Origin of the sequence: Bradyrhizobium sp. Pha-3, assembly GCF_042258325.1 — a bacterium.
In the GTDB taxonomy this organism is placed as follows: Bacteria; Pseudomonadota; Alphaproteobacteria; order Rhizobiales; family Xanthobacteraceae; genus Bradyrhizobium; species Bradyrhizobium elkanii.
Window position 1 is genome coordinate 2,141,578 of record NZ_CP170151.1, and the last position, 26,850, is coordinate 2,168,427.

A 26,850-nucleotide genomic window follows, 5' to 3' on the forward strand; every position below is an offset into this window, starting at 1 on the left:
GAACTACTCTTGACGATGATCAACCAGCTCGTGTTGGTTGATCCACAACCCGCATCGGCACACGCTTCCAATCCGAACCGTCAAGCAGTACCGAGAGCTGAGCATGAGATAGCGGCATGACGCCTTCCTTGATCGGCGGCCAGGTGAACTGCCCCTCGATTCTCTTGTAGTAAAGGACAAGGCCGCTTCCGTCCCAGGTCAGAATCTTCACGCGATCTCGGCGCTTGGAGCGAAACACCCACAGCCCGCCGTCGAACGGATCGGCTCCAAACGCCTCGCTCACCAGCAGCGCCAGCGAGTCCATGCCGCGACGGAAATCGACCGGCTGCGTCGCGATCCAGATCGACAACCCAGGTCGGAGCCCGATCATCGGCCAACCGTCCCGACTGCCGCCAGCACCTCGCAGAGTGCCCGCCGGTCGACCGTTCCCACGACACGGATGCGAACCGCGCCGACCTCGATCTCAATCGCCCCCTGCTCCTCGCATACCGGCAATTTGCCGCCGCAGCCAGTAATCGTGACCGGCACAAAGCCTGGTGCCACGCCTCCATCCCTGCGCGCCGCGACCTTTGCCCGCGTTGCCTGACGACGCCAAAGAAATAACAGGCCCGGGCTGATGTCGTACCGCCGCGCCACCCCGGAAGCGCTTGCACCCGGCGCGAAACTCTCCGCAACAATCGCCGCTTTCGCATCCGTCGACCAGCGCCGTCGGCGGCCAGTCCCCGTGATGATCTCGATGCGCTGCAACGTGTTAGAGCCGTCCTCAAGGATAGCCGTATGCCTATCCTTAGCGCCATCCTTACAACTATCCTTTGACATGGTGACCTCGTGAAAAACCAATCCACGAGGTCTTCCTAGCCGACCAGATCAGCCCTCAGGGCGTGGTCACCGGATGACGCTCACGAAGTATCATCGGCATTGGCTGCGCTACCAGGCAGTTTGCGCGCAAACAAAAACCCTGGCATCGCTGCCGGGGTTTTGCATTTCTTGGATCGCTTGAGCGCGGACTTTAGAAGTCCATGCCGCCCATACCGCCGCCCGGAGGCATCGCGGGGCCGCCGGCGTTCTTCTTCGGCAGTTCGGCAACCATCGCTTCCGTGGTGATCAGGAGCGCGGCAACCGAGGCGGCGTTCTGGATCGCGGTGCGTACGACCTTGGTCGGATCGATGATGCCCTTGCTGACGAGATTGACGTACTCGCCGGTCTGACTGTCGAAGCCGAACGCGTACTGATCCTTCTCCAAGATCTTGCCGACGATGACGGAACCATCCTCGCCCGCGTTGATCGCGATTTGGCGGGCCGGAGCCGACAGCGCCTTGCGCACGATCTCGACGCCGGTCTTCTGGTCGTCGTTCTTGGTGCGGATGCCCTTGAGGTGCTCGGAGGCCCGGAGCAGGGCGACCCCACCGCCCGGCAGGATGCCTTCCTCGACGGCCGCGCGGGTCGCGTGCATCGCGTCATCAACGCGATCCTTGCGCTCCTTCACCTCGACCTCGGTCGCGCCGCCGACGCGGATCACCGCGACACCGCCTGCGAGCTTGGCGAGACGCTCCTGCAGCTTCTCACGGTCATAGTCCGAGGTGGTCTCCTCGATCTGCGCCTTGATCTGGGCAATGCGGGCGTCGATGTCGGCCTTCTTGCCACTTCCGTTGACGATCGTGGTGTTCTCCTTGTCGATCATCACCTTCTTGGCGCGACCGAGCATCTGCAGCGTGACGTTCTCGAGCTTGATGCCGAGGTCTTCCGAGATCGCCTGGCCGCCGGTCAGGATCGCGATGTCCTGCAGCATGGCCTTGCGGCGATCGCCGAAGCCCGGAGCCTTGACGGCTGCGACCTTCAGACCACCGCGGAGACGGTTCACGACCAGCGTGGCCAAAGCCTCGCCTTCGACGTCTTCAGCGACGATGACGAGAGGCTTGCCAGTCTGCACCACGGCCTCGAGCAGCGGCAGCAGCTCGTTCAGCGAGGAGAGCTTCTTCTCGTATACCAAGATGTAGGCGTCGTCCATCTCAGCGCGCATCTTGTCGGCGTTGGTGACGAAGTAGGGCGAGATGTAGCCGCGGTCGAACTGCATGCCCTCGACGACGTCGAGCTCGGTCTCGAGCGACTTGGCTTCCTCGACCGTGATCACCCCCTCGTTGCCGACCTTCTTCATGGCGTCAGCGAGGAACTTGCCGATCTCGGCATCGCCGTTGGCGGAAATGGTCCCGACCTGGGCGATTTCCTCGTTCGAGGTCACCTTCTTGGAGTTTTTTTCTAGATCCGAGACGACGGCCTCGACTGCGAGATCGATACCGCGCTTCAGGTCCATCGGGTTCATGCCGGCGGCAACCGATTTAGCGCCTTCACGGACGATCGCCGCAGCCAGCACGGTCGCCGTGGTGGTGCCGTCGCCGGCAGCATCCGCCGCCTTCGACGCCACCTCCCGCACCATCTGGGCGCCCATGTTCTCGAACTTGTCCTCGAGCTCGATCTCCTTGGCGACCGCAACGCCGTCCTTGGTGATGCGGGGCGCGCCGAACGACTTCTCGAGCACCACGTTGCGGCCCTTCGGACCGAGGGTGACCTTCACCGCATTGGCAAGGATGTCCACGCCACGCAGCATGCGATCGCGGGCATCGACGCCCAGTTTGACCTCTTTAGCTGACATATTTTCCTCCTTGAATTGAGATTCGTCTCTCACCTGCGAGGCAGGGATGAGCGTTTGCGGCGGTCAGCGTTAGGCCGCCTTCTTGGAGCCGGCGACGCCGGTGAGAACGCCCATGATGTCGCTCTCCTTCATGATCAGAAGCTCCTGGCCGTCGATCTTGACCTCGGTGCCCGACCACTTGCCGAACAGGACCCGCTCGCCGACCTTGACGTCGATGGGGATCAGCTTGCCGGCTTCATCGCGGCCGCCCGGGCCAACGGCGATGACTTCGCCCTGCGAGGGCTTTTCCTTGGCACTGTCCGGAATGATGATGCCGCCAGCAGTCTTCTCTTCGGCGTCGATACGCTTGACCACGACGCGGTCGTGAAGCGGACGGAATTTCATGCGATCCTCCTTGGCTTTTGTGATTATTGTTGGATTGGCAGTCGCAATAAGCGAGTGCTCACCGCTTCTCACATAAGTCTGTGACACTCCGGCGCAAGAGCTTGGACCATGTCGCCTGTTCGCCCTTGGTGTCTGAACCGTGCCCCTCACTTTGCCGGGGCTGTTTTGGGCAGGATCGGACGTGGCTGCGGGCATACTAAATCGACGCACCAACGCGGAAGTAGGTCCTAGCCCAGCATAGGCCCAATATGCTTTGATGCGCCGGTTGGGACTGAGACGCATGGGTGGCTGATGTACATCTTCATTCGAACGTACACCAAGGTTCGTTCGGTTGCGGATGCTGCTCGCCGCGCCAAAAGCGGGATCGGTCAGATCCTAAGGGAATCGCACGGATTCAGATCTTATTACGTATTGGATGGGGGCGATGGCGTCGGTGTCGCTGTGATGATATTCGAGGACCGCGAAAGCGCCAATGCTGCGAACGATAAAGTGCTGGATTTCGTTCAAGCAAGCCTGCATGACCTTAATCTTGGAGACCCCGAAATCATCGCCGGGGAAGTTTTGGTGAAGATAGAATCTGATGCGTAAGTCTTTCGCGTTTCGGTTGTCGCGAGAGGACCGGACTTCTCCGTGTGCGGTCCTCTACCGCCGCTCGTGACCCGAGGCGACAGCCGGGAGGCCGATTCATTGGTGCAAACGACGCATTCTTTGAAGCGACGCTCCTCGGTCGTAGGGGAGGCCTAAGAGGCGGCGGGAGTTCACAAACTTGTCGATCGACCGGAGCAAGTGGTCGGCAGGGACGTGTCTTTCGACCAAGAACTCATAAAACAATGCAGCCTGTTCCTCCGTCCCGTCGACGTAAAAGTTGACCCTGAAACGGCGACGTCGACCGGCATGGCCGGTTCTGTTGCGGAAGGTGACAACATAGGCAGGTGGGGCAGCGTCGGCCCGTCCAGCCGCGTTCCGCCGAACTCGAGTTCCTGGTCCGGTCGTGCAGGACCGCGAGCGCGGTATAAAGGGATCGCCGCTACGTCCGCGGTTGTCCCGGACTGCGTCACCTGTTCCAGCGCTCTTCCAACCTAGGGCGTCCTATCCATGCCCTGTTCAGACACCGGGTTGTCCAGCCCAGCTGCGGCGTTCCCTGCAGTCGTGCTCGAGCTTCCTGGTAGGGGCCGACGTAGCGAAGCTGGGTCGGTATTTTGGGATAGATGCGACGTATTCGTGCAACGGCACGCTCTGCGGCCTTCCTGTCGCGCTCGTCACAGGCAAATCCAAAGCCGGTGCGCAACCGGTCCGGTAGCAGCTCGGCACTCAGGGTTTGATACCAGCGCGGCGGCCGCAACCATGGTCGCCCGCCGGCGAAGATCTGTCGGGCCACCTCGCGCGCGGCGGTGCTGACGGACAATGTATCCGATTGCATTATCGCCGCGGTGTAGGCGGCGAACGCGTCCCAATCCGCCGGCAAGTCGCTCGACGTCAGCCCGAACAATGCCCCAAACAGCCGGCTCTCGGCCCAATAGCGCTCGCGCTCTTCGACCGTGAACGGAGGCAGGATCAGGTCATGGACGGCCAGAGCGGTGTCGACGAGGGTCGCGTGAACCCAGCGCAACGCTGCGGCCTCGTTGGCGCGGTAGGGCGAGCCGCTCTCGAACGGACCGATTGCTTCGGGCAGGCGGCCGACGATCATGGTATGGCGGTGGTGCAGGTGCCGGGCTGCGGTAAGGGCCGCATCGAGCGAGCCGAATACCATCGTAAACACTACGTCAAAGGTTCGATGGAAGCGACCGATCGGATCCGCGAAGGTTCGCGAGTGCTCGGCCACGGCGGCGGCGACCCAGGGATGCGCCAGCTGAAGCAGCAAGGCACGACCGGCGCCCAAAAAGGTGATGGCTTCTCGGTCGATCCGCCAGGTCATCGACCCTGGACCAAAAATGCCCTCGACCGGTCCGGCGGCCCGAGCCCGGACGAAATCAAGAGCGAGCTCAAGGTCGCTTTCGGAGACCAAATGCGCACCTTCCGAAGCAGACAGGGGGCATTCCAGCGGTCCGTGCAGTCTATCGCAATTCAGCAAGCCTATAGCGCGACGATCTGGGTCGGAAGAGCGCGGCGATCAGGATGGCGAGTCAGTGTCGCGGCGCGATGATGATCGCCGCGATGATTGTCGCGCGCAAGAGTTTTGTTTGCTTTGATTGTCGCGGAGCGTCAATCAAGCGAGCGTTTTTTGTGTCGCGTGCTCCGGTGGCCGCCCTGGACCACGCTTTCGCTCGAGGGCAGTCCGCCTGCGATAGCTCTCGACGTTCATCTCGACGATGGTGGCGTGGTGAACAAGGCGATCGATCGCCGCGAGGGTCATAGCTGGGTCCGGAAAGACCTTGTTCCATTCTCCAAAGGGCTGATTGGCGGTGATCAGCAAAGAGCGTCGCTCGTAGCGTGCGCTGATGAGCTCGAACAGCACACTGGTCTCGGCCTGGTCCTTGGTGACATAGGCAAGATCGTCAAGGATAACGAGATCGAAGCGATCGAGGCGGTTGATGGCACCCTCGAGGTTGAGTTCGCGGCGCGCCACCTGGAGCTTCTGCACGAGATCGGTGGTGCGGGTGAAGAGGACGCGCCATCCGTTCTCGATGAGAGCCAAGCCGATTGCTGCTGCCAAGTGACTCTTGCCGCCACCGGGCGGACCAAACAGCAGCAGATTGGCGCCCTTGTTCAACCAGCCGTCGCCGGCGGCGAGCGCGGTCATTTGCGCCTTGGAGATCATCGGTACGGCTTCGAAGTCGAAGCTGTCAAAGGTCTTTCCGGTGGGCAGCCGCGCCTCGACGAGATGGCGCTCGATGCGGCGACGGCTGCGTTCAGCGATCTCGTGCTCTGCAATGGTGGCGAGGAAGCGCGCCGCCGGCCAGCCTTCCTTATCGGACTGCTCGGCAAATTGCGGCCACAGCACCTTGATGGCGGGCAGCCGCAGCTCGTTGAGCAACAGATTGAGGCGCGCGGTGTCGACTACGTTGGTTGTGCTCATGCGGCACCTCCGATCTCGGCAGTACCGATGAGGCATTCATAGGTGGCGAGCGGTGCGAGGCGCACCACGACGTTCGGCATCTGGGCGGGATCCGGGGCGAAGTGAGTACGTAGCCGGTTGAGGTCGGGCAGCCGGCCGTCGTTCAGGTCGGCCGTGAGCTGATCGGCGAGTTCGGCCTCGCAACCGCGCTCATGGGCGAGTGCGAGGAGATCGACCATGATCCGGCAGGCCTTCTTGTCCGGTAAGCGTTTGCGCAAGACGTCGAAGGCTCGGCGGTAAGCTTCCCGGGGGAACAGCTGGTCGCGGTAGACCAGGTTGAGGAGCGCCATCGGCTTGCGCCGCAAGGAATGGATCACGTGCCGATAATCGACGACCTGATCGTGCTTGCCATTGGGATGCGGCCGCCCGCGCGGCAAGGTGAGGAGATGCGTGCCGCCGACAAACACGTCGAGGTGATCGTCATACAGGCGCACCCGCAGCCCGTATTGCCTCACATATCGATGCTCCCGGGCGCGATCAGTTGCCTCATTTATTTTGCTCCTGGCCTGAGTTGAGGAGGAGGCCGGGTGCGGAGATGGCCGGGGTTTCGGAGCGCCCGGCCTCCTCCGCTGGCACCTCGCACGTCATTGGGGTGTTGTGACCTCATGCCCTGGCGGCATTTTTTCTGAAGCAAACAGCAGCGCATTCGCTTGCTCGCTGCGCCAGGATTTCAACCGACGTTGAAGGGTTCGAAGAAGCTTGTTCGGATAGTCTCCAGGATATTCCACCTGCAGGCGCGAGAGCAGTTCGCTGCCGGTCCGCCAAGGCTCGGCTTCAAACCATTTTCTCAAATCTGACGTTGCCCGGATAAGCGGATCGGGACGACGCCGGCCCCTTTTAGCCTTCACGATTGGCCGATCCGTCGGGCGCGTGGCGCCGTCCTTCCAGGCCGTTCGCAGGCTTGCCAGGAAGCGATCAATCGATTGTGATGCCGCAGCAGGATGGGCGGATGGTTGGATATCCGCGAGCGCCGCGAGGCGCTCCTGCACGTCGCGGATGTCGCGCAACAACGTGACCGGATCGAGAGCGGTATAGATTTCCTGGAGATGGTGGCGGACCGCATCAGGCGTGCGGGCGTCCGCTGACAGGCGCTGGTGGGGTGTTGCCGGCGCGCTGTATGTCTTACGTACACGAGCACCGTCGCGCTGCTTGGCTAACAGTTTGAACGAAGGTTGGAAGAAGTTTACGAACAGCCGCGCTGACCGATAGAGTTCCGCCAGTAGCTTGGCCGCCTCCAGGCCTTCGAACCTACGATAGCCGACCATCCTGCGCACGACGGCGCCGTTCTTTTGCTCGACGAACGCCTGGTCATTCTTCCGGTAGGGACGGCAACGCGTGAAGACAATGTTGGCCGCCTCGCAGTAGGCCTTCAACGTCTCATTCATGAACACGGTGTCATTGTCCGTGTCGAAGCCGAGCAGCGCAAAAGGCAATTGCTTGCGCAATTCCGTCAGCACCGTGCTCACCAGCGTCTGTTCGCGCACGATCAGAGGTGCGCACTCTGTCCAGCCGGTAGCAATGTCGGTGAGCACGAGGGTCTGGATGAAGCTGCCGCGCGCAGATGGACCGCTATGCGCTACAAGGTCGGCCTCGACGAATCCCGGCGCCGGATCATTCCAATCTGCCGAAGTCCGTATTGGAATACTGCGACGCAGGGAATGCCCCGCGTGCCGCCGGCGCTTGCGACCCAATTTTTCTCGAACCCGCACCAAGGCGCGGTCGATCGTCGCAGCGCTCATCGCCAAAAGTTTGGTGCGAATCTCAGGGGCAAGGTCGAGGTGCCCGTACCGTTCCATCGCCTCAATCAGCGCGGGCATTAATGCTTTCAGTCGCTTCCCGCAGATGCGGTCTGACGCCTCCCAAAGCAGCACGAGTGCGGTGTGTTCTGCTTCATTATATATCCGACGTCGCGCCCGTCGGCCCGGATGTACGCCTTCCTGGTTTCGAAGTAGACGCATCGCATGCTTCCGATGGAATCCGGTGATGTCGACGAACTCGTCCAATATCCGCGCCTTCTTCGCGCGATCCGACCGCCGATAGCGCACGCCTGCCGCCGCCGTCAGTTCCTTCCGCGTTGCCATGCTTAGCCACCCCATCTCCGCCCCTCGCTCGTTCCCGGTCCAGGGGAGCAATTTACGTGAGGCAACGGCTTAGGATCCGGTAACAATTAAGGCGAGGCAATGCGAGCCGATGGCCGATCAAGCGCGACGGCACCGTGTAGAACACCTTGCGCAAGGTGAAGCCGCCGGACGATGTCACGTGGACGATCACCTCTTCATAGTCCGACGTGCGGCGGTCCGGCAGATCCTGAAGTGCGGTACGTTCGCTGTCGATCCGCTTGGCGTTGCGGGCATTGCGGCGGCTGACGATCTCATCGATGAAGCCACGATAGGCAGCGAGATCGTCGAAGTCGGCGGTGCCACGCAGCAACAGCGCGTCGCCGACCGCCCGCTTGAGATGGCCATGCGAACTCTCGATCGCCCCGTTCTCGTGGGCGATGCCACGATTGTTGCGGGAGGGGCGCATGCCGTAATGGGCACAGAGGTCTTCGTATCGCCGCGTCAGATCGTCTTTGGCGTCGCGGTCGAGATTGCAAAAGGCGGCCGACAGGCTGTCGGTGCGATGCTCCCGTGGCGCTCCACCGAGTGACCACAAGGCATTCTGCAGGCCTTCGGCCAGAGCGATGAAGCTCTCACCGCCGAGCACGACATGGGCGTGCTCAAACCCGGAATAGGCCAGCCGGAAGTGATAGAGACGATGGTCGAGCGGCACGCCCGCGATCGTGACACCCAATTCGCCCATGTCGGTGAAGTCGGACAGGCCGCGCTGACCGGGTTCGTGGGTCTGCCGGAAGATGACCTCCTGCTCCTCGCCGTGGATCGCCCGCCAGGCCCGGATCCGGCGCTCCAGCGTGCGACGGATGCCGGCGCCGAGCTCAGGATGGCGTCGGAGCAACTCCTCGAAGATCGTGACCGGCCGCACACCGGGGGCGGCCTTCAGCATCGGCACGATCTCTGTCTCAAATACGCGGGCCAAGGGATCTGGCCGGCGACGGCCGCGAGGAGCCTTCTTCTGCGACGGAAGGCGTCGATCCTGCTCGATCCGGTAAGCGGTCGAGGTGCTGAACGACGCCTTGGCGGCGGCCACGGGCGGGCTATCGGTCTGACGGTACTTCATGTAGAGCCTCATTTGGTGATCGGTAATGTGTCGGCCTGGCACGCGAGTGATTCCTCTTGGCGGAAGAACCACTTGCATAACCAGCCGGCCGCGATCACCAGTCGGCGCGGTCCGCTGTGGATCGCGCCGACGCCGGGCTCGTAACTCCGGTCGGGCTACGCCCTCCCTGCGTCACGAGCCCGGCGTAGCCCTCTCATCATGGTCGACGCTCCACTTCCATCCTGTTCGCCGCGCGGCAGCAAGCCATAGCTCTCTCAACGTTGTCGCATGATGTCCACCCGCGCGGAATACGGGGGCCTGACATTTGGTCGAACCCCATGCGGGTAAGACTGAGCCGGATGCAGCGGCTGCTACGGCTCGTTTGCTGAAGAAACTGCCCCGCCGCCGCCGTCTTTCATACTTCCTCTCGAAAGCGTATTGTTTCGATCGAACGAGCTCACTTGGCAGCGCTGTCGTTCAGAGTATCTTATTCTTACGGGGCGCTCGAGAGCGTTTTTGATCTGCTCGGCGATTGGTCGTCAGGCCATATTGCAGGTTGATGCCTGCGCGTGCTGCGCAGGAAGCTGCCGCAGGTAAGCGGCCGGCGTGCTAACCTGGCTTGCAAGCTGGCCGAAGCTCCAGTGGGGCGGCGCGCTGGCGTGTCCGATAGGTCCCAGGAACGAGCTTTCGTTGTGGACGTAGACCAGCCAGAACATCCGATGCCCTCGTCGATAAAAGGCCTCGCGTGCGTTGCGTTCGTCCTCGCTGATCGAGGTGTGCTGCAGTTCCAGAATAGCGGCCATAGTGGTGCCGCTACCGACTAGTACGTCGGCGCGATGAAGCTCTCCGGTCATCGCATCGCGCAAAGCGATCTCGCGACACGATATATCGAAAAGTTCTTTCCAGCCGAGATGCCAAAGTCCTTCCGGCTCACTCCAGGGGTCACAGTCGCCCGCCTTGTGCCGCCAGTGGGGGTGTTCTCGACCGGCATGACGGCGGTGAGCAGACCGCCGCGGTCGCGGCACGTCGTGCGCTCTCCCTTCGTGATGGGTGCGCGTTTCTGGTCGCCGACCCAGGCATAAAGCATGGCTATCGCTCCCCGTTACGCATCGGCTGCTTGAACCCGAACCGCTTCGAAGCCGCCGTCACAGAAGTCTTCGTTGCCAGCTAAGGCTCGATAGAGCTTGGTGAGCCAGTAGTTCGGACCAGACACTTCCTCGAAGTCTTCTGCTCCCTCGATCAGCTTTTCCGCGACGCGCTCCGCATCTTCACCCGTGCCGTAGGCGCGGCGAAGCGCCGGATATTGGCCTCCCAAATGCTCGAGGCCCACCGGCGCGATCGAAGTCTCGCGATCTCATTTGCGGCATTGGGTGATGCCCACGGAGCATCACCCCGAGCGCGCTTTGTTCGAAATCGTGCTGCCGTTGAACCGCTGACCATTTGCTCCGCCGGTGCATTCGGAATGCGCCTTTTTGACCGTAAAACAGCCATTTCCCTGCATTCTCAAACAAAAATCATACGAGACGCGACGCGCGACAAGGCCAAAACTGCTTGCCGCTGGAGCATCACGGGTGCTTCCTGCAAACCGACCCGATCGGAACGAAGGGGCCGTATCAATCTCTATGCGTATGCTGGGAATGATCCCGTAAATGGCGTCGATCCATTGGGGCTTCATGCGATCTCCCCTGAGAGAATGTCTCATATCAAAGACGGGCACGGGGCCAATACGCCAATCTCAGCGGAACGTCGCCGCAGCCTTTGTGACAAAAAAAGGCAACCTGACCTCCGACGGAGTGTGGACCTATACTGATCCGGCTAACGCCCTAGACATCCCGCTTTCCCATTGGCCGGCCTTGTCGAGGGGGACTGGTCGCGTCGACCTCAGTACGCTGCACAGCGCAAAGGGAATCTGCGACCCAAATCGCGTGCCCCTCGCCTGGAAAGAGGATGTTCTCCGGCCTGACGTCGCGGTGGATGATGCAGGCCGCGGGAGCGGCCTGAAGGCCACGGGCGATCTGGATGGCGACCGTCAGCACGTCGTCGAGCCTGCCCCGGTAGCGGTCCACGGCTTTGGTAACCTTGCCGCCCTTGGCGCGCGGCATGACAAGGTTTTGCTGCGCGTCGTCACCGGGAACGGCATCGAGCGCGGAGTGATCGAGCAGCGGCACGATGTTAGGGTGCGAGAGTATCTTGATCGCGTCGACCTTGTCGCGGAAGCGCTCATGGCGCTCGGCGTTGAACACGCGCTTGAGGGCACAGGGCCCTTGGTATTGTCCCATAAGATCTTCGACGAGAATAACCTGGGTCTGGCCACCCTGATCGAGCGTGTCGCCGCTGTTCCATCGGCCGCCAAGGGCCCTTTGTTTTTCCCATGGGCTTGTTCCCGCTAGACCAGCCCCAAGGCCTTCAGCCAGGCCTGCACCTGTCCGAAAGCGTCCTGTTGCCATTGATCGGGGGACGGTCTCCGAGGAGATTCGTTTCCTCGACGAACTTCCGCACCGACGTTGGGCCGTAGGCATCTTCCTTGACAAACTTTCCGGCGATGTGGGCGTAGCCTTGTTTGCCTTCCGCCAACTCGAGCAGCGGCTTGCAATCCGCGGCGAGCGCCTGCAGCCCGCCGGGGTAATTGCGGATGCAGTAATAGATATCGTAGGCGTCCTTCTGCTTATGCCGGTTTTGGATGGCATAGCCCTTCATGGCCAGAAGAGCCGAGATCGAGGCGATCGCGATCTCGACGCGGTTCTTGCCGCCCGAGGGCATCGAGCCGTCGATCGCCACCATCTGATAAAACTGGAGCGCAAGATCGGCGCCGTCTGCGCGCTGAACGGCCAAATTCTCAATGAGGGCCGGCTTGTTCTTGGTGAGCTCGACATGGCGCGGCATCAGGAAATCGACGATCACGTCGATGGGCGGGCTGCCGTCGTTGGGGACGACCTGTCGCACGAGCTGAAACTTCTTGAGCTCGGTGCGCTGGTCGTAGCCGTTCTCCATTAGGTTTTCGATGAGCGCCTTGTATTCGGCGTCGTCCTTGAGGGCTGCGGCATCGAGCGCGATGTCGATATCGAGCGTGCCGACATGGGCCATGTCCTCGTTCTCAAGCAGGAGCCAGGGCACAGCGCCGCCGATGACCGCGAACTTGCCCTTGAAGCTGCCGAGGATCTGGCCCATTTCGACCAGCACGGATTTCACGGCCGCCGTGGTGCGCTCGTCGTAGTCGGCAGCGGACTGCGGCTCGGGCTTCACTTCTTTTGCCATTGGAGCTTTTCCTCGCGGAGATGCTCGGCGGCTTCCCTTCCGCGCTCTCCGGCTACGTAGAGGTCAAGGTAGGTCTGGACGGGGCTCGTGCACCGGACATACGGCGCGGGCTCGATGGAATCCCGAAAGAGTCCCTCGTCCTCGACTTGCAGGACGCTAACATTCTCACCGCGTGCCGGGGAGGACAAATCAAGGCGCTCTTTGAGTACCGAGAGGCCCTTCTCATCGGCGTAAAAATAGTTGGTACTTATACGGGCGTATGGCGCGAGCCACTGCGCCGCCGAGAAGGAGGCCAGCATGGCCTCACCCTTGCGGCTGGCCTCTTCGAGGACGTTCGGCAGGCGCTGTTGCAAGGCGCTGCCGTGTGAGGTGGTGTAAAAGAGAAGCTGCTGGCCTGGTGGCTTTTCATAGACCGCCCGCCAGCTATCGAGCAGCGCGTCGGGACGAATAAGGCTAAGCCCTTCGCGGTCGGTGCTTGCCCATTCGCGGTCAATCAAGGCATGGCGGACATTGCTGACATGGCCGAGGCTCACATTAGCTTGTTCGGCAAGCTCGGCGACCTTCCAGGCACGTTTGGGATCGCGTAGCAGCAGACGGAGAATCTGGGCGGACTTTGGTGCAAAGATCGATTTGATTTCGCGGCGCTCGGTCGCGGGCTTGAGAGGAACCGCGCGTTCGATGAACACGCCCCCGAAGACCAGACGGCAATTGCCTTCAAAGTCTAGGAAGCCAATATTCTCTTCACGGCAGAGGCCCTGCGCGGCGGGCGACAGGTAGGGCGCGATGACGACGCCGTACGCGCCCTTGTCGAGGCTCTTTACGTAGTGCCGGAGCTGGTCAATCGCGGCCCGCACGATGCGCGGCTGGCCATTGCTCTTGAACTCGCAAACGATCTTCTGGGGGCGTCCATTCGACTTGACTTCAACGAGCAGGTCGAGCTCCCGGCGATGATCAAGGTCAATGACGTTCTGCTTGACGGCCACCACGGAGAGGAACGGGACTTCGGCCAAAACGGCTTGCAGCCGGTGGGCGGCTTCCTTCTCGAATTTCACTGTGGGGTATAGTTTCAGCATTTGCTGAAAATAGCCATACCAGTGAAAATAGTCAAGCAATTTCACTGAAAAGATCGTCTTCAGCATTCGCTGAAATAGCAATTTCGAGTGAAAACTAGTAGTAACCAATTGCTCTGCTCGATTCCATATGCACTCAGACCTCCCCCCGTAGCCCAAAGGTTCGAGACGACGGCTCGCGAGAGCCCGGTCCCCGCTGGCGGGACGCGCCCGAAGGCTGGGAACCCACAGAACCGGCGGAAACGGTTTCCCTTCGGCCCTTCGGGTGCCGGATCGGCAAATCCATCCCGCGCGGCCGCCGCTGCCGGCTTCGCTTCCCTTAGCTGCCTCCCGATAAGGTCGAGGTAGATGTCCGCCAATCAGCGTGCCGTTATCGAGCGAATGCTTGCGAGCGGCGAAAGCTGCAATCAAGCCTCGTCCGGACCCGCTTTTCTTTCGCTAAGCGAAGGCGAATTCGGACACCACCTGAAGGCAATTGATAACAATCTCGGAGAGCAGACGGCCATCGTTGCCGACGCATTTTCCAAGTACCTGAAGATGGGCGAAGTCCCGGCGCCGTACTATCCCTGGCGCATTGCCATCATTCTACGGCGCGAAAAGAGATTTGATTTAGAGAAGCTGTTCCTTGCCGCGTGGTGCGGGCATTTCTCCGACGGAAACGGTGTCCGGTACGCTCAACTAGCCGATCGACTCCGAAAACTGACATAATCGCATCTGCGATTAGCAGTGTGGCTCCGGAGCACCAGCTGCTGCAGTGCTATCCTAGCTTTCGCTCCAGTTCGCTGTCATTTTCCAGCAATGGCACCTCCAAACTCGGAATCTCCGGCATGGCTTTTCCAGCGATGGCCTGAAGGTCGCCGATCATTCCCACCGTGGAATCGATGACGGCCAGTATCTGGGTCTCCCGCTTGGCCCACTGGCGTCCCATAAATTTGCGTTCCTTGTCGAGATCTTCGCGCATGTCGTTGAACTTCTCGACTACGGCGTCGACACGCTGCCGAAATTTCGTTCCCGTCAGGTAGTGGTAGACCTGCTCCATTTTGGTCTGTTGACCTTGTTGGACGAGGCGCGAGGTGCTCACGTCGATCAGCGCTTGGCGGAGCGCAACCGCTACGGGCAATGCGCAACGCGGATGAGCCACCCAGATGCCGTCGACCAGGTCGAACTGCTCGATATGTTTAGGCAAGACATGGGAGATGATCAAGGCGACGTCGGCGCCGGAGCGGCGCTGGTCGTCCCGCAACTTCGCAAGCCAGCCGTCGCTCCACGCCTTGGTACGCTTCGTCTCCCAGAGAATAATGCCAGCAGGCTGGCCAATCGACCCGTTGACCTGCTGGATCACGTCGGCGCCAAGCTCGCCTTTTCCGACCGGCTCAATCGTGTCGGTCGGAAACCGGCCGCGAAGTAATTCCTCCAGCTCAAGCTCCAGCACCTCGCCCTGGGACTGCTGCGATCCTTGTTCAGCCTTGCGTTTCAGCTCCTCGATGGTGCGCGTCATTGATTCAATGGTCTGGTCCTTTTCGGCGACGCGCAGCCGTGCCGCCTCGTCGGCCTCCTGCCTGGCCTTGATCTGGATCGGGTCAATCTGCGCCTGAACGCGTTTCTCAATGGTCAGGTCAAGCTCGCGCTTCTCTTCATCGAGTGCGCGTTGCTTGCGGATGAGTTCGGCCTGCGCCTGCTGCGCCTCCGCCAATTTGGCGTTGTTCGCGTCGAGCATTTGGCGAAGCTCGGCCGCCTCGTTCGTCCGGGCCTGGACTTCGGCCGCGGCTGCCTCGCGCGCCTTTTTCGCTTCTGCGGCGACGAGTTGGCTTCGCTCCGCCGCCAGTCGGCTGGCGACCTGGTCCTCGACCTGTTCACGATCCTTTTGAAGCTTCTCGCGCTCCTGTTGGAGTGCTTCGGTCTTTCGTGCGACCTCGGCGTCCTTGCTGGCGAGTTGTTCCTGGAAACGCTGCCGGGTATCCGCGAGGAGGGGAGCGGCGAGCGATTCGGTGAGCCGAATCTCGTGGTTGCAATTGGGACAGCGAAGGGTAGGTTCATGCGCGGCCCCAGCCGCGGTCGCTTTGAATGTCATGACCCCTCCCGTTCAGCAGTTGTACTAGGCCGGAATGAATGTGATCCGGCCGACCTCGCCACGCTTCCGATGTGGCTTTACCGTTATTTCGACATCCTGATCGAACGCTGTCAGCATCCGCAGCAGCTTTTCCACCGAAACCAGCTTGAAATGCCCCCGAAGCAGTTTGGACAGGTCCGGCTGCTTCATCTCGACGAGTTTGGCGGCTTCGGTCTGGGTAATCTCCCGCTCCGCCATCAACCGCTTCAGCTGGACAACGAGAGCAGCCTTGAGCTGGTGCTCCTCGGCGTTCGGCAGGCCGAGATCGGCGAAAATGTTGCCGGAGCCCCGGCTATGGGCGGGCAGCTTCTTCTTCGTGCTCATCATCGGTCTCCCTTTGTTGCCCTGTGAATGGCCTCGGCGTCGCGTAGGCGCTGCCGGACCAGGTCAATGTGTCTTTGCGGTGTGGCAATGCCGCTGGTGGACTTTTTCTGGAATGCGTGCAGGACGTACAGGACGCCCTCTAAACGCGTTGTGTAGACGGTGCGGTAGGTATCACCGTCGAAATTGTCGCGAATCTCCAAAACCCCGCCAAAGCCCTTTAGAGGCTTCGCGTTGCGCGGGTATTCGCCAAGCTGCGCTTCGAAAAGGGACTGGCCGATCTCGCTTCGGACGGCCGCGGGAAATGCCCGCAGGTCTTTCTTGCTCGAACCCACGAATACGGTGGGTTTGATCGTGCGCAGTAGATCATTCACACAATTATAGTAATATACCTATAGTCGCTTGTCAACATCCGCCTACGAAAGGAGCCATCAGGGGGGCGTGCAATTGCCGTCGCCACTATCGGCACAGCCGGCGTAGCCCAGCCAAGTGGCTGGCATCGACGATCTCCATCATGTTGATCAGCGCTGCTGCAGCTGCCCTGCGCTCTTCCAGCCTCATGGACGAAAACCCGATGAGGTCGTTATGCTAAGGACCATTCAGATGGATATCGATGAGCTGAGAGATGCAGGAATACGGCTACATGGGCTAACCAAAGCCGACAGCGCTTATACATTCTATCACGATGAAAACCGAATATATCCGCAGATTGCATATCGTCGATGATGGTCGCCTGAATGTTGCGGAGCTGAAGGTATTTGTCTTGGGCGGTGCTGTGCAGGAGGGCGAGCCGTGTCCCATCGAGATCCAGTCTCTTCGCGAAGCAATGCGCATTCAGAAATCGGCGCCAGAAATCAAGCTGGAGCAGGTGGCCAGCCGAAACGTCGGCCGGAGCAATTGAGGTCTACGGCAAACCGTGCCTTTGAACCATGCATTCTCACTCTGGACAGGGGTATCCCACGCAAGATCGGTCAACCTGGCGATTTCGTTGAGCAAAAGGCGCCAGACCGCGTCGGTCTCGACAATCCCTTCCATGTGACAGGCCCAAGCAGGTTCGACCGGAACACGCGCGACATCGCGGCGTCACGCAGATCACGCGGCAGTCTCCTGGAGGAAGGAAGAAGTTCCCTTAAGCGGGTCTCGAGCAGCAACAGATCAGCAAAGCGACCGACGTCATGGGGAAGGGATGAAAAGTACGCCACACCGCATCGAGCGCCTGATGAACGGCGCGGGCATCCCCGGCAGGCTTGGGACGTTACCGAGGTCCTGGGAACTTCCGCCGGCCAATGCCGCCTGAATCGCAGGATAGAGAACTCCAGTCGTTACCGGGGCTATAAAACCGCCGGCGAGACGTGCGGCGACAAGTGGAAGGGTAAGGGTTTCACGTCCGATGTTTCCCTGGCGCGCCGCCGCAAGACGCTGCATTCGTGTCGCCAATGGCCCGTGTATGACGAGGGTAGATCGGACGATCATCGAGCCAGATCCTGTAACAAGTCGTCGGTCAGGCTCTCTTCGGCGATCGCAAGACCGTGGGTTCGCATCGATGCTGTCAAAGCATCGTCCCATAAGGCGTGGACCTCGAGGCCGGCTAATGCAAAGCCGGGACGCGGCGCTCGTGCCACTGCCGCCACATATTCCTTGGCGTCGAACCGCCAGGGTACGGCCCCAAACTCACGGATGACGTGATTGGCGATGCGCAAGCCTGGCCAATCAAAATCTCCATGATAGTGCAGGCGGGCGCCCGCGATTGCGAGTTGCTGCAATATGGCGCGTTGGGCGGCGGCAGGCATTCCCTCAGTGCACACCATGGGCGCACAGTTCACGCCAAGTTCGTCGGCTGCGATCGCGAGAACATTCGGGTTTTCACAAACGTAGATGTCTTGTCCTTTGACCATCCAGAGGGGATCGGACCGCAACAAAAAGCGCAGTGAGGCGTAAGTTGGCTCGCCTGACGGCAGCGGCAACAAGCGGCCGCTGCTGATCTGGAGGTTCAAAAACAGGGCAGGCCGCGCGAGTTCATTGACCAGAATTCCTGCCTTGGCCCAAATGTCACGAATCCGCTCCTCGCCATTGTCGCGAACCCTGGCGCTCTCAAGCGCTGGCGCGTCGTCGCAAATGTCCCGGTCGAGATTCACCTTGCGCCAAATCGCGAGTACCAACGTCGCTACGGCTTGTCCCGTGTCGAGCGCGTGCGCGTCGCCAAGGCTTTTCGCCGCCAGCTGTGCCCGGGTCATACCCTTGGCTGGTAGAAGCTTGAGCACAATATCTGCCTGCGAGCAAAGTCGGGTGGCGACGTCTGTGTCACCATTCGAGAGCCGCTTCACCAGGCCCATCCCGAAGGGCGTTTGGAGAAAGCTCGAAAGATCCTGATGGGTTGCGCCAGACAGCGCCTTCGACCATCCTGCTCTCAACTCGGCCCGAGCCGTCTCTGCGTGAATGATCGGACCGTCTATTGATTCCAGCGCGTCGCGTAGTGATGGTGCGACACCTGCTCGGCTCAGGGCGGCGTCGATCATTTGCACATCGACCTGCATGGAACTTGAGAAACGAGCCGGTCGACCCATCAGCCCGGCAAGTGCCGCATGCTCGGCGCTGCTGAGATTCGAAAGCCGAAGCCCCTGTATCTTTCCATCCACGGGGCCTCGCTCGAAGCGCTGTCGAAGACGCTTTCTAAGTGGAGCCAGCGCATCGCCGCCGAGCAGACGCTGGAGACGGCCGTCCCCGTCAATCATGCGCCTGCAAACCTTCGATTTGGATCATTTTCACGCTGCTTGGCGCGGCCATCCCAGGTCCAACGGGAGACGTGTACTGCATCGATATTCTCAATTCTCTGAAGGTGGCAGATCGAGACGCCGGGTAGTTCAGCATAGCACCCCCACTCGCGTTCGCTTGTTACGACGAAGTCGAGGTCGAACTCACGAATCAATGCCATGCAGTGGGCCCGCGCAGAATCGTCAATGCCGGCAAAAACCTCGTCGAGCAACACGAGGCGCGGAGAGTGGGGCGAGCCGCTCTGGCTATAAAAGCTGGCGACCGCCGCGAACAACGGGACCGTCAGGCCAAGCGCGCGTTCGCCGCTCGATGCAGGCCCGGACAGCTTGCGCCACTGCTTGTCCTGCCAACGTTGGACCGTGAACCGGTGCCAATGACGATAGTCGAGAGCTCGGCTCAATTGATCGAGAAGGCTACCGCCCGTCGTCGAATCCGCGTTCGCCCGCTCGATATCGATTCGATCCTGCAACATGGCTCCGACCACGCTGCGGTCCTCGGGACTCCAAAGATCCGTGCTTGTGTTCAACAGCCGCTTTCGGGCAGCATCCAATCCAACGGGCGCCCCCTCGGCCCCCTCGGCCAGCGGAAGCCATTGCAGCCTGAAGCGGACTCCGGTCGACGTTGGTCGCTTGTACAGCTCCTCGTTGATGGCATCGACTTTCCGAGCTGCATCCTGCATCAATCGCTGGATCGCCGCGGCAATCTCGGCCTGGAGGTGATTTTCCAGTATCTCTCGCTCGCGTGCCGTCAGCAGCTCTCGACGCTGAGCAATTTCATACTTGAGCCGTTCCGTAAGCCGATCCGGCCTTTCCGGCCGATTTTGATAGACGACAGTGACCACCAGTCCATAGTCGGCCGTTTGGTCCATTTGCGCCTGGTGACCGAGCGCGCTAAGGGCGCGGCTGAGTTCGGTGTAATCCACAGAGAGATGACTTTGGATCCGCTTCCACGCCTCATCATCATGCGGAACGTCTGATAGGGCCTGTTCGGCTCGGCGCGCGAGCGTCAGCGCCGGCTCAATCGTCCACGCTGCTCGAGAGTCAGGTAGGTCAATTTCAGGAAGGGCGATCGGCAGAAGGTCGGTTGCAGCAAATCCCTGCAATCGAGCAACGGCTTGTTGACGCCCTGCAATCCGCTCCTGCAATAGCTCGTCGGCTGAGGTCACTTTTTGCTCCGCCCGCGCCCGTTCCTCACTCGCGCTTCGGGCAATTGCTCCCTTTCTCTTCAAATCAGCTTCGCTGAGCTCGAGCGCGGTTCGGGCGGTCTCAAGCTTGGCTTGTAATTCGGCAACCTTCGCGCCTACGGTTTCTTGCAGCGTCTCCAGCCGTATCCTCGCCTCGCTGGCATTGCGCCCCTGCTCGATTGCGTGCGCAATATTTGCGTCCGCTTCTTGTTTGGCATCTCGTTCACGGTTCTGTTGTTTCAGCAATTCCGATTGAGCCTGGCGCAACTCACGAGCCGCATGAGCGAGCGCAAATACCTTTTCCGTCAGCTGCGCAAGCGTGGTGTCGACGGCGTTCAATTGAGCGTAGTCGTCGGGAAGATGCAGGTCCTGAGCGTCTTTATGCAGGATCGAGCGCGCACTCTTTCGGCGCTCGACAGATTCCGCCAGTCTTTGCGCGGCTTGCTCGAGCCGACCGGAAGCCGAGGTAAATTCACGGGCAGCCGATGTTACTTCGGCGTGGCAGGCTCGCAATGAATCGTCCCCAGGGGCACCACGCCACTCCTCCGCGGCACGCTCTTGGTCGCGCGCTTGCTCCGAAAAGCGATCTTCCAGAGCAGCTCGTGCTTGAGCGAGCTCCTCAAGCCTGACCGAGATAGCCTCAAGCCGGCGCGCGCGAGCCGCGGCGCGGGCGGCATAACCTATATAGATTGCAACGGGTTTTGACCAGGCGCCGGAGAGCGCGCCAATTCGGAAGCATCCGGTCGGCGATAGCCAGGTCTCCGCCTCGCCGCTATCTTGCTCCGTGCAGCTCATGCCAAGTAGCAGGCTCGTGACAATGTCCGCCGAGACTTGATCTCCCGCAGGCTGCAGCCAGTGCGCCAACGTTTCCACCTGACGCGGCCGTCCTACCAGTTCCGTATCATGGAGCCGTCGCGGCCCACTCGGAATGTGCACAGTTCCGTCAGGCTCGACCCATGCATCGAGAAGTCCCGATGCCTCAAGTGCGGCTTCGAGGCCGGCGCGCTCCGAGGCATCAAGACGCTCGTGGAAATCAACCAGCTGCCACAGAGGCGCGCCACTGCGGTCAACTCGAACCCCCGCCGCGCGAAATGGCGGAATGGACGGTACAGCGTCCACGCCTTTTTCAAGGCGCTCACGCTCGGCCGTTAGATCCGCCTCTTCGTTCTCGATTGCCCGTCGTTCAGCGATGAGCGCCGAACGGCGCGTGGCGAGGCGCTCGCTGGCGACCTGCTGAGCTTCTTGCAACGAACCGCGCGCCGGGTTCTCCCCCTCCAGGGTAACAACCCACGTCGCGAGCAAATTCAGCGATCCTTGTGCGTCTCGCAACGTCAATTGCTGCAGCGTACCAAAGTGCGTCGCCCAGGCATCAAGATGTGCACGTCCCTCACTTTCCACGGCCTGATCCGCTGCATCACGTCGGGCCTGGGCTGCCTTCGCTTCCTCCTGCCGCTCCTGATGTGACCGATCCTTCGCGTCATGATCCCGCTCGGCCTCGTCGACGGCTCCCCGTAGACTCCTCACATGCGCAACCTGTCCACGACGTCGCTCAATGATTTGCTGCAGATCGCTTTTTGCAGCTTCGCAAGCCAGCTCGTTCAATTCAGCGAGCTCGGCGATATCCGACCCGGTCAGAAGTCCCTGGTTCCACTGTTGGTCGGTGCCACTGAGCTGAGCGAGCGGCAAGGCGGCTTTTCTAACCTCAAGTACCTGGCCGCCTATGCTGGCGAGGCGTTCGCCCCTTTCAAATGTAGCGCTTTGTTCGCTGACAAAGCGGCTCTTCGATGCCGTTGACCTTGCGTCAGCCTGTTCGGCCTCACGTTTGCGATCGCTCGCCTCTCTTGCGGCAGAATCCAGTCGATTTGCGTCCTTGTTCGCCGGGTCAGATAGCAGCACTTCCCAGCGCGTTCGGTTTGTGGCCACGGTCTCTTCTGCAGCGCTATGGGCGCCATTAGCCTCTTCCTCCGCCGCTTCTAGAGCTGCGAGCTCAGAGCGAGCCTCATTAGCTGCACGACTGGCATTGTCGAAGCCTGTTTGCGCGCTCCGCAAGCCTCGCGCCTGTCGTCGTGTTTGCGTCCTGGCGTAAGTCCGATACCGATCCGTGAATTGACCGACGTGACGAGCGAGCGCCTGGTAGTCCTGCAGCTGGCGACGGTCTTCCTCAAGTTGATTGAACGCATCGGCCACGTCGGTCAAAAGATCGGTGGACATGGGAGGGAGTGCTTCCGTCAACGCGGCCGACAAACTGCCTTCATCCGGCTTCTTCGATAGCTGCGGTTGCCGAAGCTGGATCAGCGTGTCCATCAACGCCGAATAGCGCGCATGACCCAATTGGAAGAGATGTTCGTCTACCGCACGGCGATAGCTGGCCGCTGTGTCGTAGACTTGCCCATGATCGGCCAGCGTCTCTCGAAGCTTCTCCTTGGTCAGCACAACGCGCTGCGGGCTCGTGAGCCAAACGTCCTCACCAATGCGCTGACCGTCAAGAATGAAGAACCAGCTATCGACGTTCGGCCGTGCCGCGACCGCCAACAAACCACCGCCCAGAGTGAGGTACCGTGGCTGTCCGTCCTCTGACAAGCGCCCGAATTCAATCCAGGTGTAACCCATCCGGCGCTCGTGCTTGCCGAGCAGCAGATTCCAGGCCATCTTCTTCGTCGCGTCGCCGTCCGGTTCAACTCTGGACGATTTCAGCTGGGCATCAAACAGAAATGGAAGCGACAAGGAGAGCACCTTGGACTTTCCGGTCCCGTTGTTCCCACGAAGCAGCAGGTGTCCATCGCGAAACCAGAACTCCTCGCTGTCGTAGTGAAAGAGATCGACCAATCCGAGGCGAAGCGGCTGCCACCGCTCGCGGGCGGGAGCGGGCAGGTCCGGCTGGGCTCCGTTATTGCGCATCGTGATCTTGCTGACCGGCTGATTTGCGCGCCGTGCCGGCTTCCCGAATCTCCGCCTGTCCGACGGCGAAGCGACTTATTGCAGGCAACGGACGGACACCGTTCGCCGACACTGAGATCAGACGAAGCTTGCGCAACCGCTCCAATGCGATACGCGCCAGTTCACGTTGCGTGCCTGGCTCCCGTGCGGATTTTCGCCAATAACGACCATAGCGTTCTCGCGCCTTCTCTATGAAATCCGTGATGTCGACTTCAGTTGAGATCTGATGTTCACGCTCGCCTCCATCGCGGAGCGTACCCGCAAGATGTTCGGCTACCAGGAGCGTGACGTGCGCCTCGGTGCCTTCCGCCGGCATGGAAAGATCGGTGAGCGTTCCGGTTTCGTCAGCAAGCGCCAATCCCTCCGCGCGCTGTTCGGGAACGAGACCAGCAGCTTCCGCAAGGCGAGCTCCCATCGGGCCACGCTGATTCAAGAAGTACGCGCGCGTCACTGGATCGAGCGAGTCGGTGTACACGACCGGATCGTCGAGGAGGCGTCGCGACAGGTCACGCCGTGTAGCGGTCCTGCGGCCGTCGTCGCTGTCCGGCACATGTTCAGCGGTAAGGGCTTGCAACCGCTGTTCTACATCCTGCGGCGCTTCTTCTGCGGCCCATGTTGAAGGACCGCGTACTGCGGCAAGAATCCCGGCGAGGACGCGACGCTGGATGTCATAGAGCGCATCATGCAGATGTTCGGAAGTCTCGGAAACGTGATGCACGAAGCCCTCTTCCTCACCCGCGACGCGAACGAGAACACCAATGTCTAAAAGATGGCGACAGACGGCCACAAGTTCGCGTCGTTCGTGGTGCGTCTGCAGCGTGAAACTGAAGGCAAGGGCATTCAGTGAAGGCTCCGCGGCGAATGCAAGCAGCCGATCGCCAAGAACGCGTAGCGTGATCTGCGGATCAGCGCGCTCAAGGACGGCGCACGCCAAGCAGAACAGGATATAGCGGCGTCTATCGTAATCCGGGAAGCCACGCGTGGAATCGAGAAGATCAGCAGGACGCTTGAAGAGACGAGCGCAGTCGCGCTCGACATTCAGTATCCATCCCGTTTCGCGCGCGAACCATTCTCTGAGGGTTTCGGAATGTCGACGTACAGCCGCGAAATCAGGATGCGCTGACGTCATCAGCGGTGTCATTAAGAGAGCGCGAAGCGCGGTTGAAATCTCCTCTCGCACGTAGCGTGCTTGATGCAGTCCAATGTGCTGGCTCTGGACGCGGGTCGCCTTGCCATCCGGGCGTCCGGCGTCGCCACGCCGGATTTGACCGTCCTGCTGTTCCGTCACGCTACTCATGTCGCGCTTCCATCGACGTCACGGTGAGAAGGTGGTCGCGACCGGTGAACAGCCCTGTTTCGGTTGCGATCTCTGCAGTCGAGTCTGCGTCGAGCGGCTCCAGGCGGACCCGCAACAGGCCGTCGCCAGTTTGTCGTTCGACAACCTCGTCGGGGTGTGTCTGCGCTGGAAGCGTTTCACCTAGCAGGGTGAGAAACAGGTGGAACCCGTGACGATCGAGCTCGCCGAGCTCGGACAGACGCGTGGGCTCGCCGCTCGCGAGCCGCGAGCGCGCCTCCTGGATTTCACGATCTTCTTCCGTCAATTGCGCCTGGAGTCGTTCTCGCTCGGCTTGACGATCCTGCACGCGCGGGAGCGGGCCACGCGGAGCCATCTCGCCATATTCGCGCAAGCGCGGGTGTATGCGCACGGGCGGAGCATCATTCCAAGGCGTCGTAGCCGGCAGATCGCTTGTTTCCGCGCCGATCAGGAAGTGCCGGGCCGGATTGAGTGCGAACGCAGCGCGGGCAAGCCGATGTGCCTCGTCCTCGCTGGCGCAATCCGCAAACCAATGGGCAAGGACACGAAAGTCCGCGGATCGATCGCTGCGACCGCTGCGGCGTTCGTTCAATGCAGCGATGACCGCGAGCAGATGCGGGATAGCAGATCGAGCCCTCGATCTTAACACTTCGCCTTGCGGCGGATCATTTCCCGCGCTGACAAACCATCCTCGCAGTCCCTTCCATCGCTCTGTCCAAGCATCAAGCGACTGCGTTGAAGGCTTTTCCTGTTCGTTTTCTTGTACAGGAGCCGCGTCTCGCGATTCGCGTTGTGACGCCTGCTGCAGAAGGGGGCTAATGACTGGGTCAAGCGCGACAAGATGCTGCGCAATACCACCCGAGCGGCTGACAAGGTCACCGATGAATCGATCAAGATAGTCAATCAATCTCTTCTTGTAGGCGATAATTGCGTTTATATCCGAATGTTGAAGCTCGATGCTGCGTCCGATGCTAACCATGAACGCTTGGGCGTTTTCGGCGAGACTTTCGAAGACTCGAACCAAATCACGCAGCGTCTCATGAATTTTCGCGGCGTCGAACACCGATTCTTGCGCGAGGTTTCGTAGAACCTGCAGCTGCTTTGCGATGTCTTCGAGCGCAACGCTCTGCAGCTCGGCTCGCCGCCTTAGTGCTTGGCTGAATACAGCAAGGGCTGACTCGACCGCCTCCCCGCCTTCAGAAAGACGATAGAGGAAACGCGCACGATAGAAATCGCTGATGCTAGCGACACGGGCCGTGTCAGGCTGCGACTCGAGATTGCCCCATTCGGTTAGTTGCGCCAATGCGCCCTGAAGATCTTCGATCCTGGGAGGTGCGGCATTCCACTGCGCTTCACCAAGAACTTCGTCGGGTCTGAGATGGAGACGGAACTGTCGCTTGGCCGCGGCGAACGCATCCATGATCTTCCGATAGAGTTCGGACTTTTCGGCGGTGACATGTTTGAATAGCTCACGTGCATCAACTCTCATGGAATGCCGCTGCAAACAGAGGGGGGACTTAGTGGTGATTTAATCAGCGAGGAACAATAAGTGAACGGCTGTGTAGGTCAACCGGGAGAGACGGAGGGTTGAACAAGTCTAGCACCGCAATTTCTTGTGCGGTGCGGCAAAAGCCGACGACATCGCTGTTTTTGAGACCTGTTCTGTCGGAACCGGGTTTAGATAGCCGTCTTGAATTTTAGACCCGCCCCGAAACGGAGTATCGAGTTCATGGCGCCCCGTGCCAACTGGAAAGGCTTTCTGCGTCCGTCTCCTGTCAAGTGTCCCGCCGCGCTTTAGGCATGGCTAGGAAGCTGAAGATTTACCCAACCTCGCTCGGCTTCTTCGACTTGGCGATCGCGGCTCCGTCGATGAAGGCTGGCTCTGAAAGCCTGGGGCGTGGACAGCAATCTTTCCATCAGGGCGCGGCGAAGGAAAGCGAGGATCGAGACGTCATCGCAGCGACCACGGCGGCACCGGGCGTCGTTCTGAAGCGTCCCGTCGGCTCAAGCGGGAAGTTCAAAGAGCACGAGCTGCCTGCTGGTCTCACCATAGACGACAGTTGGAAGAAGGCATCCGATATTGCTGGGCCGAAAGCATCATCCCGCAGTCTGAGCATCCCGGTGCTTCGAGACGTGGACAAACGCGCGATCGTCGAGACGTAAATGTACGAGAAGATGCGACCCTACGTTTCGGTTCCGAGCTCATTCAGGGCCGGGACGACAACTTCAGCCAGGGAAAAGTCGATAAGATCGAACGCGCAGCCCCTGGCGAAGACGAGAAGATCGAGTTCTTGCCCCTCGTACGAAGCAATTCAGGAAATCGGCGCTGCAGCGCCTTCGCTTCGTCCCAAGACGCGCGCGTCCAGACCTCACCTTCCTCCTCAGTCGTCAATATCACGGGCATCGCCTTCGGATGCTTCGAGCAGATTTGTTGCCGGCATGCGCGTTACTCGCAGCTTCGGCCCGCCACTTTTTGTTCCATCTAGTTAGCTCAGCCGTCACCGACCGCCCGTTGCCGGGAACCCAAGCAATTGGTTCAATATAGGTGCGTTTAACGCACCAAATAGTGGTTTTGCCTGGACTGCGGAAGAGTGGATCCGCCCCCTCAGCTTCGCATCTCGTCAATGGCATTGGACAGGAGA

General features: G+C 60.6%; 23 protein-coding genes and 4 pseudogenes. 4 read left to right on the forward strand and 23 right to left on the reverse strand.

The features are described from left to right. Window positions 1-19: 19 nt before the first annotated feature. The 4 genes from tnpB to ACE10X_RS10210 form a co-directional block, all read right to left on the reverse strand. A complete protein-coding gene (gene tnpB, locus ACE10X_RS10195; protein ID WP_026192390.1) occupies window positions 20-370 on the reverse strand; it encodes an IS66 family insertion sequence element accessory protein TnpB in 351 nt (116 codons plus the stop codon). After that, complete coding sequence (locus ACE10X_RS10200) at window positions 367-747, reverse strand: transposase (RefSeq protein WP_157183433.1); 381 nt, start codon at window positions 745-747, stop codon at window positions 367-369. Before ACE10X_RS10200 ends, tnpB begins: the two co-directional genes overlap by 4 nt. 262 nt (window positions 748-1,009) lie before the next feature. Beyond that, complete coding sequence (groL, locus tag ACE10X_RS10205) at window positions 1,010-2,650, reverse strand: chaperonin GroEL (protein WP_209946068.1); 1,641 nt, start codon at window positions 2,648-2,650, stop codon at window positions 1,010-1,012. Window positions 2,651-2,719: 69 nt separating this feature from the next. Continuing rightward, window positions 2,720-3,034 carry a co-chaperone GroES gene (locus tag ACE10X_RS10210; RefSeq protein WP_209946066.1) on the reverse strand — a complete coding sequence of 105 codons (315 nt, stop codon included), beginning with the start codon at window positions 3,032-3,034 and terminating at the stop codon, window positions 2,720-2,722. Between the two features lie 291 nt (window positions 3,035-3,325). Here ACE10X_RS10210 and ACE10X_RS10215 point away from each other — a divergent pair, with 291 nt between their 5' ends. Beyond that, window positions 3,326-3,622 (forward strand): hypothetical protein, encoded by a 297-nt coding sequence (locus ACE10X_RS10215; protein ID WP_018270022.1) that lies wholly within the window; start codon window positions 3,326-3,328, stop codon window positions 3,620-3,622. 466 nt (window positions 3,623-4,088) lie between these two features. Here the strand turns inward: ACE10X_RS10215 and ACE10X_RS10220 are convergent, their stop codons facing one another. The 11 genes and pseudogenes from ACE10X_RS10220 to ACE10X_RS10270 all read right to left on the reverse strand — a co-directional run bounded on the left by ACE10X_RS10220 (window position 4,089) and on the right by ACE10X_RS10270 (window position 13,639). Then, complete coding sequence (locus ACE10X_RS10220; RefSeq protein WP_018270023.1) at window positions 4,089-5,039, reverse strand: oxygenase MpaB family protein; 951 nt, start codon at window positions 5,037-5,039, stop codon at window positions 4,089-4,091. Window positions 5,040-5,240: 201 nt separating this feature from the next. Beyond that, window positions 5,241-6,050, reverse strand: a complete 810-nt coding sequence (gene istB / locus ACE10X_RS10225) for an IS21-like element ISBj11 family helper ATPase IstB (protein ID WP_016842034.1) — start codon at window positions 6,048-6,050, stop codon at window positions 5,241-5,243. Beyond that, window positions 6,047-6,529 (reverse strand): annotated as a pseudogene (locus ACE10X_RS10230) (IS21 family transposase); the annotation flags it as partial. The pseudogene ACE10X_RS10230 and the gene istB, both read right to left, overlap by 4 nt. Window positions 6,530-6,673: 144 nt before the next feature. Further along, window positions 6,674-8,185 (reverse strand): ISNCY-like element ISBj12 family transposase, encoded by a 1,512-nt coding sequence (locus ACE10X_RS10235; protein WP_011084703.1) that lies wholly within the window; start codon window positions 8,183-8,185, stop codon window positions 6,674-6,676. Window positions 8,186-8,273: 88 nt separating this feature from the next. Then, window positions 8,274-9,344, reverse strand: a pseudogene (gene istA / locus ACE10X_RS10240) (IS21-like element ISBj11 family transposase); the annotation flags it as partial. A 429-nt stretch (window positions 9,345-9,773) separates the two neighbouring features. After that, window positions 9,774-9,898 (reverse strand): annotated as a pseudogene (locus ACE10X_RS10245) (DUF932 domain-containing protein); the annotation flags it as partial. A gap of 449 nt (window positions 9,899-10,347) precedes the next feature. Then, a complete protein-coding gene (locus ACE10X_RS10250) occupies window positions 10,348-10,575 on the reverse strand; it encodes a hypothetical protein (RefSeq protein ID WP_018270024.1) in 228 nt (75 codons plus the stop codon). 57 nt (window positions 10,576-10,632) lie between these two features. Further along, window positions 10,633-10,920 carry a hypothetical protein gene (locus ACE10X_RS10255; RefSeq protein ID WP_141382003.1) on the reverse strand — a complete coding sequence of 96 codons (288 nt, stop codon included), beginning with the start codon at window positions 10,918-10,920 and terminating at the stop codon, window positions 10,633-10,635. Window positions 10,921-11,068: 148 nt separating this feature from the next. Next, on the reverse strand, window positions 11,069-11,692 hold the full coding sequence (locus ACE10X_RS10260; protein ID WP_080586168.1) for a protein kinase: 624 nt from the start codon (window positions 11,690-11,692) through the stop codon (window positions 11,069-11,071). Then, window positions 11,652-12,425 carry a hypothetical protein gene (locus ACE10X_RS10265; protein WP_375764172.1) on the reverse strand — a complete coding sequence of 258 codons (774 nt, stop codon included), beginning with the start codon at window positions 12,423-12,425 and terminating at the stop codon, window positions 11,652-11,654. The genes ACE10X_RS10260 and ACE10X_RS10265 overlap by 41 nt, the downstream gene beginning before the upstream one ends. Before the next feature lie 59 nt (window positions 12,426-12,484). Next, the gene (locus ACE10X_RS10270) at window positions 12,485-13,639 is read right to left on the reverse strand and encodes a type IV toxin-antitoxin system AbiEi family antitoxin (RefSeq protein ID WP_245164070.1); all 1,155 of its coding nucleotides are present in this window, start codon (window positions 13,637-13,639) and stop codon (window positions 12,485-12,487) included. A 279-nt stretch (window positions 13,640-13,918) separates the two neighbouring features. Between ACE10X_RS10270 and ACE10X_RS10275 the strand changes: the two genes are divergently transcribed. After that, window positions 13,919-14,278 carry a hypothetical protein gene (locus ACE10X_RS10275; protein ID WP_209946064.1) on the forward strand — a complete coding sequence of 120 codons (360 nt, stop codon included), beginning with the start codon at window positions 13,919-13,921 and terminating at the stop codon, window positions 14,276-14,278. A 49-nt stretch (window positions 14,279-14,327) separates the two neighbouring features. On the opposite strand, the gene ACE10X_RS10280 is transcribed toward ACE10X_RS10275, so the two are convergent. From ACE10X_RS10280 to ACE10X_RS10290, 3 genes are read right to left on the reverse strand one after another with little or no spacing between them, the layout of a single operon-like run. Beyond that, entirely contained in the window at window positions 14,328-15,641 is a 1,314-nt protein-coding gene (locus ACE10X_RS10280; RefSeq protein WP_018270029.1) for a DUF2130 domain-containing protein, read from the reverse strand. A gap of 24 nt (window positions 15,642-15,665) precedes the next feature. Further along, on the reverse strand, window positions 15,666-16,007 hold the full coding sequence (locus ACE10X_RS10285; RefSeq protein WP_018270030.1) for a helix-turn-helix transcriptional regulator: 342 nt from the start codon (window positions 16,005-16,007) through the stop codon (window positions 15,666-15,668). Beyond that, window positions 16,004-16,375 (reverse strand): type II toxin-antitoxin system RelE/ParE family toxin, encoded by a 372-nt coding sequence (locus tag ACE10X_RS10290; RefSeq protein ID WP_209946062.1) that lies wholly within the window; start codon window positions 16,373-16,375, stop codon window positions 16,004-16,006. The genes ACE10X_RS10285 and ACE10X_RS10290 overlap by 4 nt, the downstream gene beginning before the upstream one ends. Before the next feature lie 311 nt (window positions 16,376-16,686). Between ACE10X_RS10290 and ACE10X_RS10295 the strand changes: the two genes are divergently transcribed. Continuing rightward, entirely contained in the window at window positions 16,687-16,902 is a 216-nt protein-coding gene (locus ACE10X_RS10295; protein WP_038379230.1) for a hypothetical protein, read from the forward strand. A gap of 568 nt (window positions 16,903-17,470) precedes the next feature. Here the strand turns inward: ACE10X_RS10295 and ACE10X_RS10300 are convergent. From ACE10X_RS10300 to ACE10X_RS10315, 4 genes are read right to left on the reverse strand one after another with little or no spacing between them, the layout of a single operon-like run. After that, on the reverse strand, window positions 17,471-18,733 hold the full coding sequence (locus ACE10X_RS10300; protein ID WP_038379231.1) for a TIGR02679 family protein: 1,263 nt from the start codon (window positions 18,731-18,733) through the stop codon (window positions 17,471-17,473). Continuing rightward, window positions 18,730-22,854 carry a TIGR02680 family protein gene (locus ACE10X_RS10305; protein WP_375764173.1) on the reverse strand — a complete coding sequence of 1,375 codons (4,125 nt, stop codon included), beginning with the start codon at window positions 22,852-22,854 and terminating at the stop codon, window positions 18,730-18,732. The genes ACE10X_RS10300 and ACE10X_RS10305 overlap by 4 nt, the downstream gene beginning before the upstream one ends. Continuing rightward, window positions 22,844-24,190: a TIGR02678 family protein gene (locus tag ACE10X_RS10310; RefSeq protein WP_209946058.1), complete on the reverse strand. Its 1,347-nt coding sequence runs from the start codon at window positions 24,188-24,190 to the stop codon at window positions 22,844-22,846. Before ACE10X_RS10310 ends, ACE10X_RS10305 begins: the two co-directional genes overlap by 11 nt. Further along, window positions 24,183-25,697 carry a TIGR02677 family protein gene (locus ACE10X_RS10315; RefSeq protein WP_304498900.1) on the reverse strand — a complete coding sequence of 505 codons (1,515 nt, stop codon included), beginning with the start codon at window positions 25,695-25,697 and terminating at the stop codon, window positions 24,183-24,185. Before ACE10X_RS10315 ends, ACE10X_RS10310 begins: the two co-directional genes overlap by 8 nt. Window positions 25,698-26,008: 311 nt before the next feature. On the opposite strand from ACE10X_RS10315, the gene ACE10X_RS10320 reads away from it, so the two are divergent. Beyond that, window positions 26,009-26,371 carry a hypothetical protein gene (locus tag ACE10X_RS10320; protein WP_369525560.1) on the forward strand — a complete coding sequence of 121 codons (363 nt, stop codon included), beginning with the start codon at window positions 26,009-26,011 and terminating at the stop codon, window positions 26,369-26,371. Window positions 26,372-26,414: 43 nt separating this feature from the next. On the opposite strand, the pseudogene ACE10X_RS10325 reads toward ACE10X_RS10320, so the two are convergent. After that, window positions 26,415-26,624 (reverse strand): annotated as a pseudogene (locus ACE10X_RS10325) (hypothetical protein); the annotation flags it as partial. Window positions 26,625-26,850: the final 226 nt, after the last annotated feature.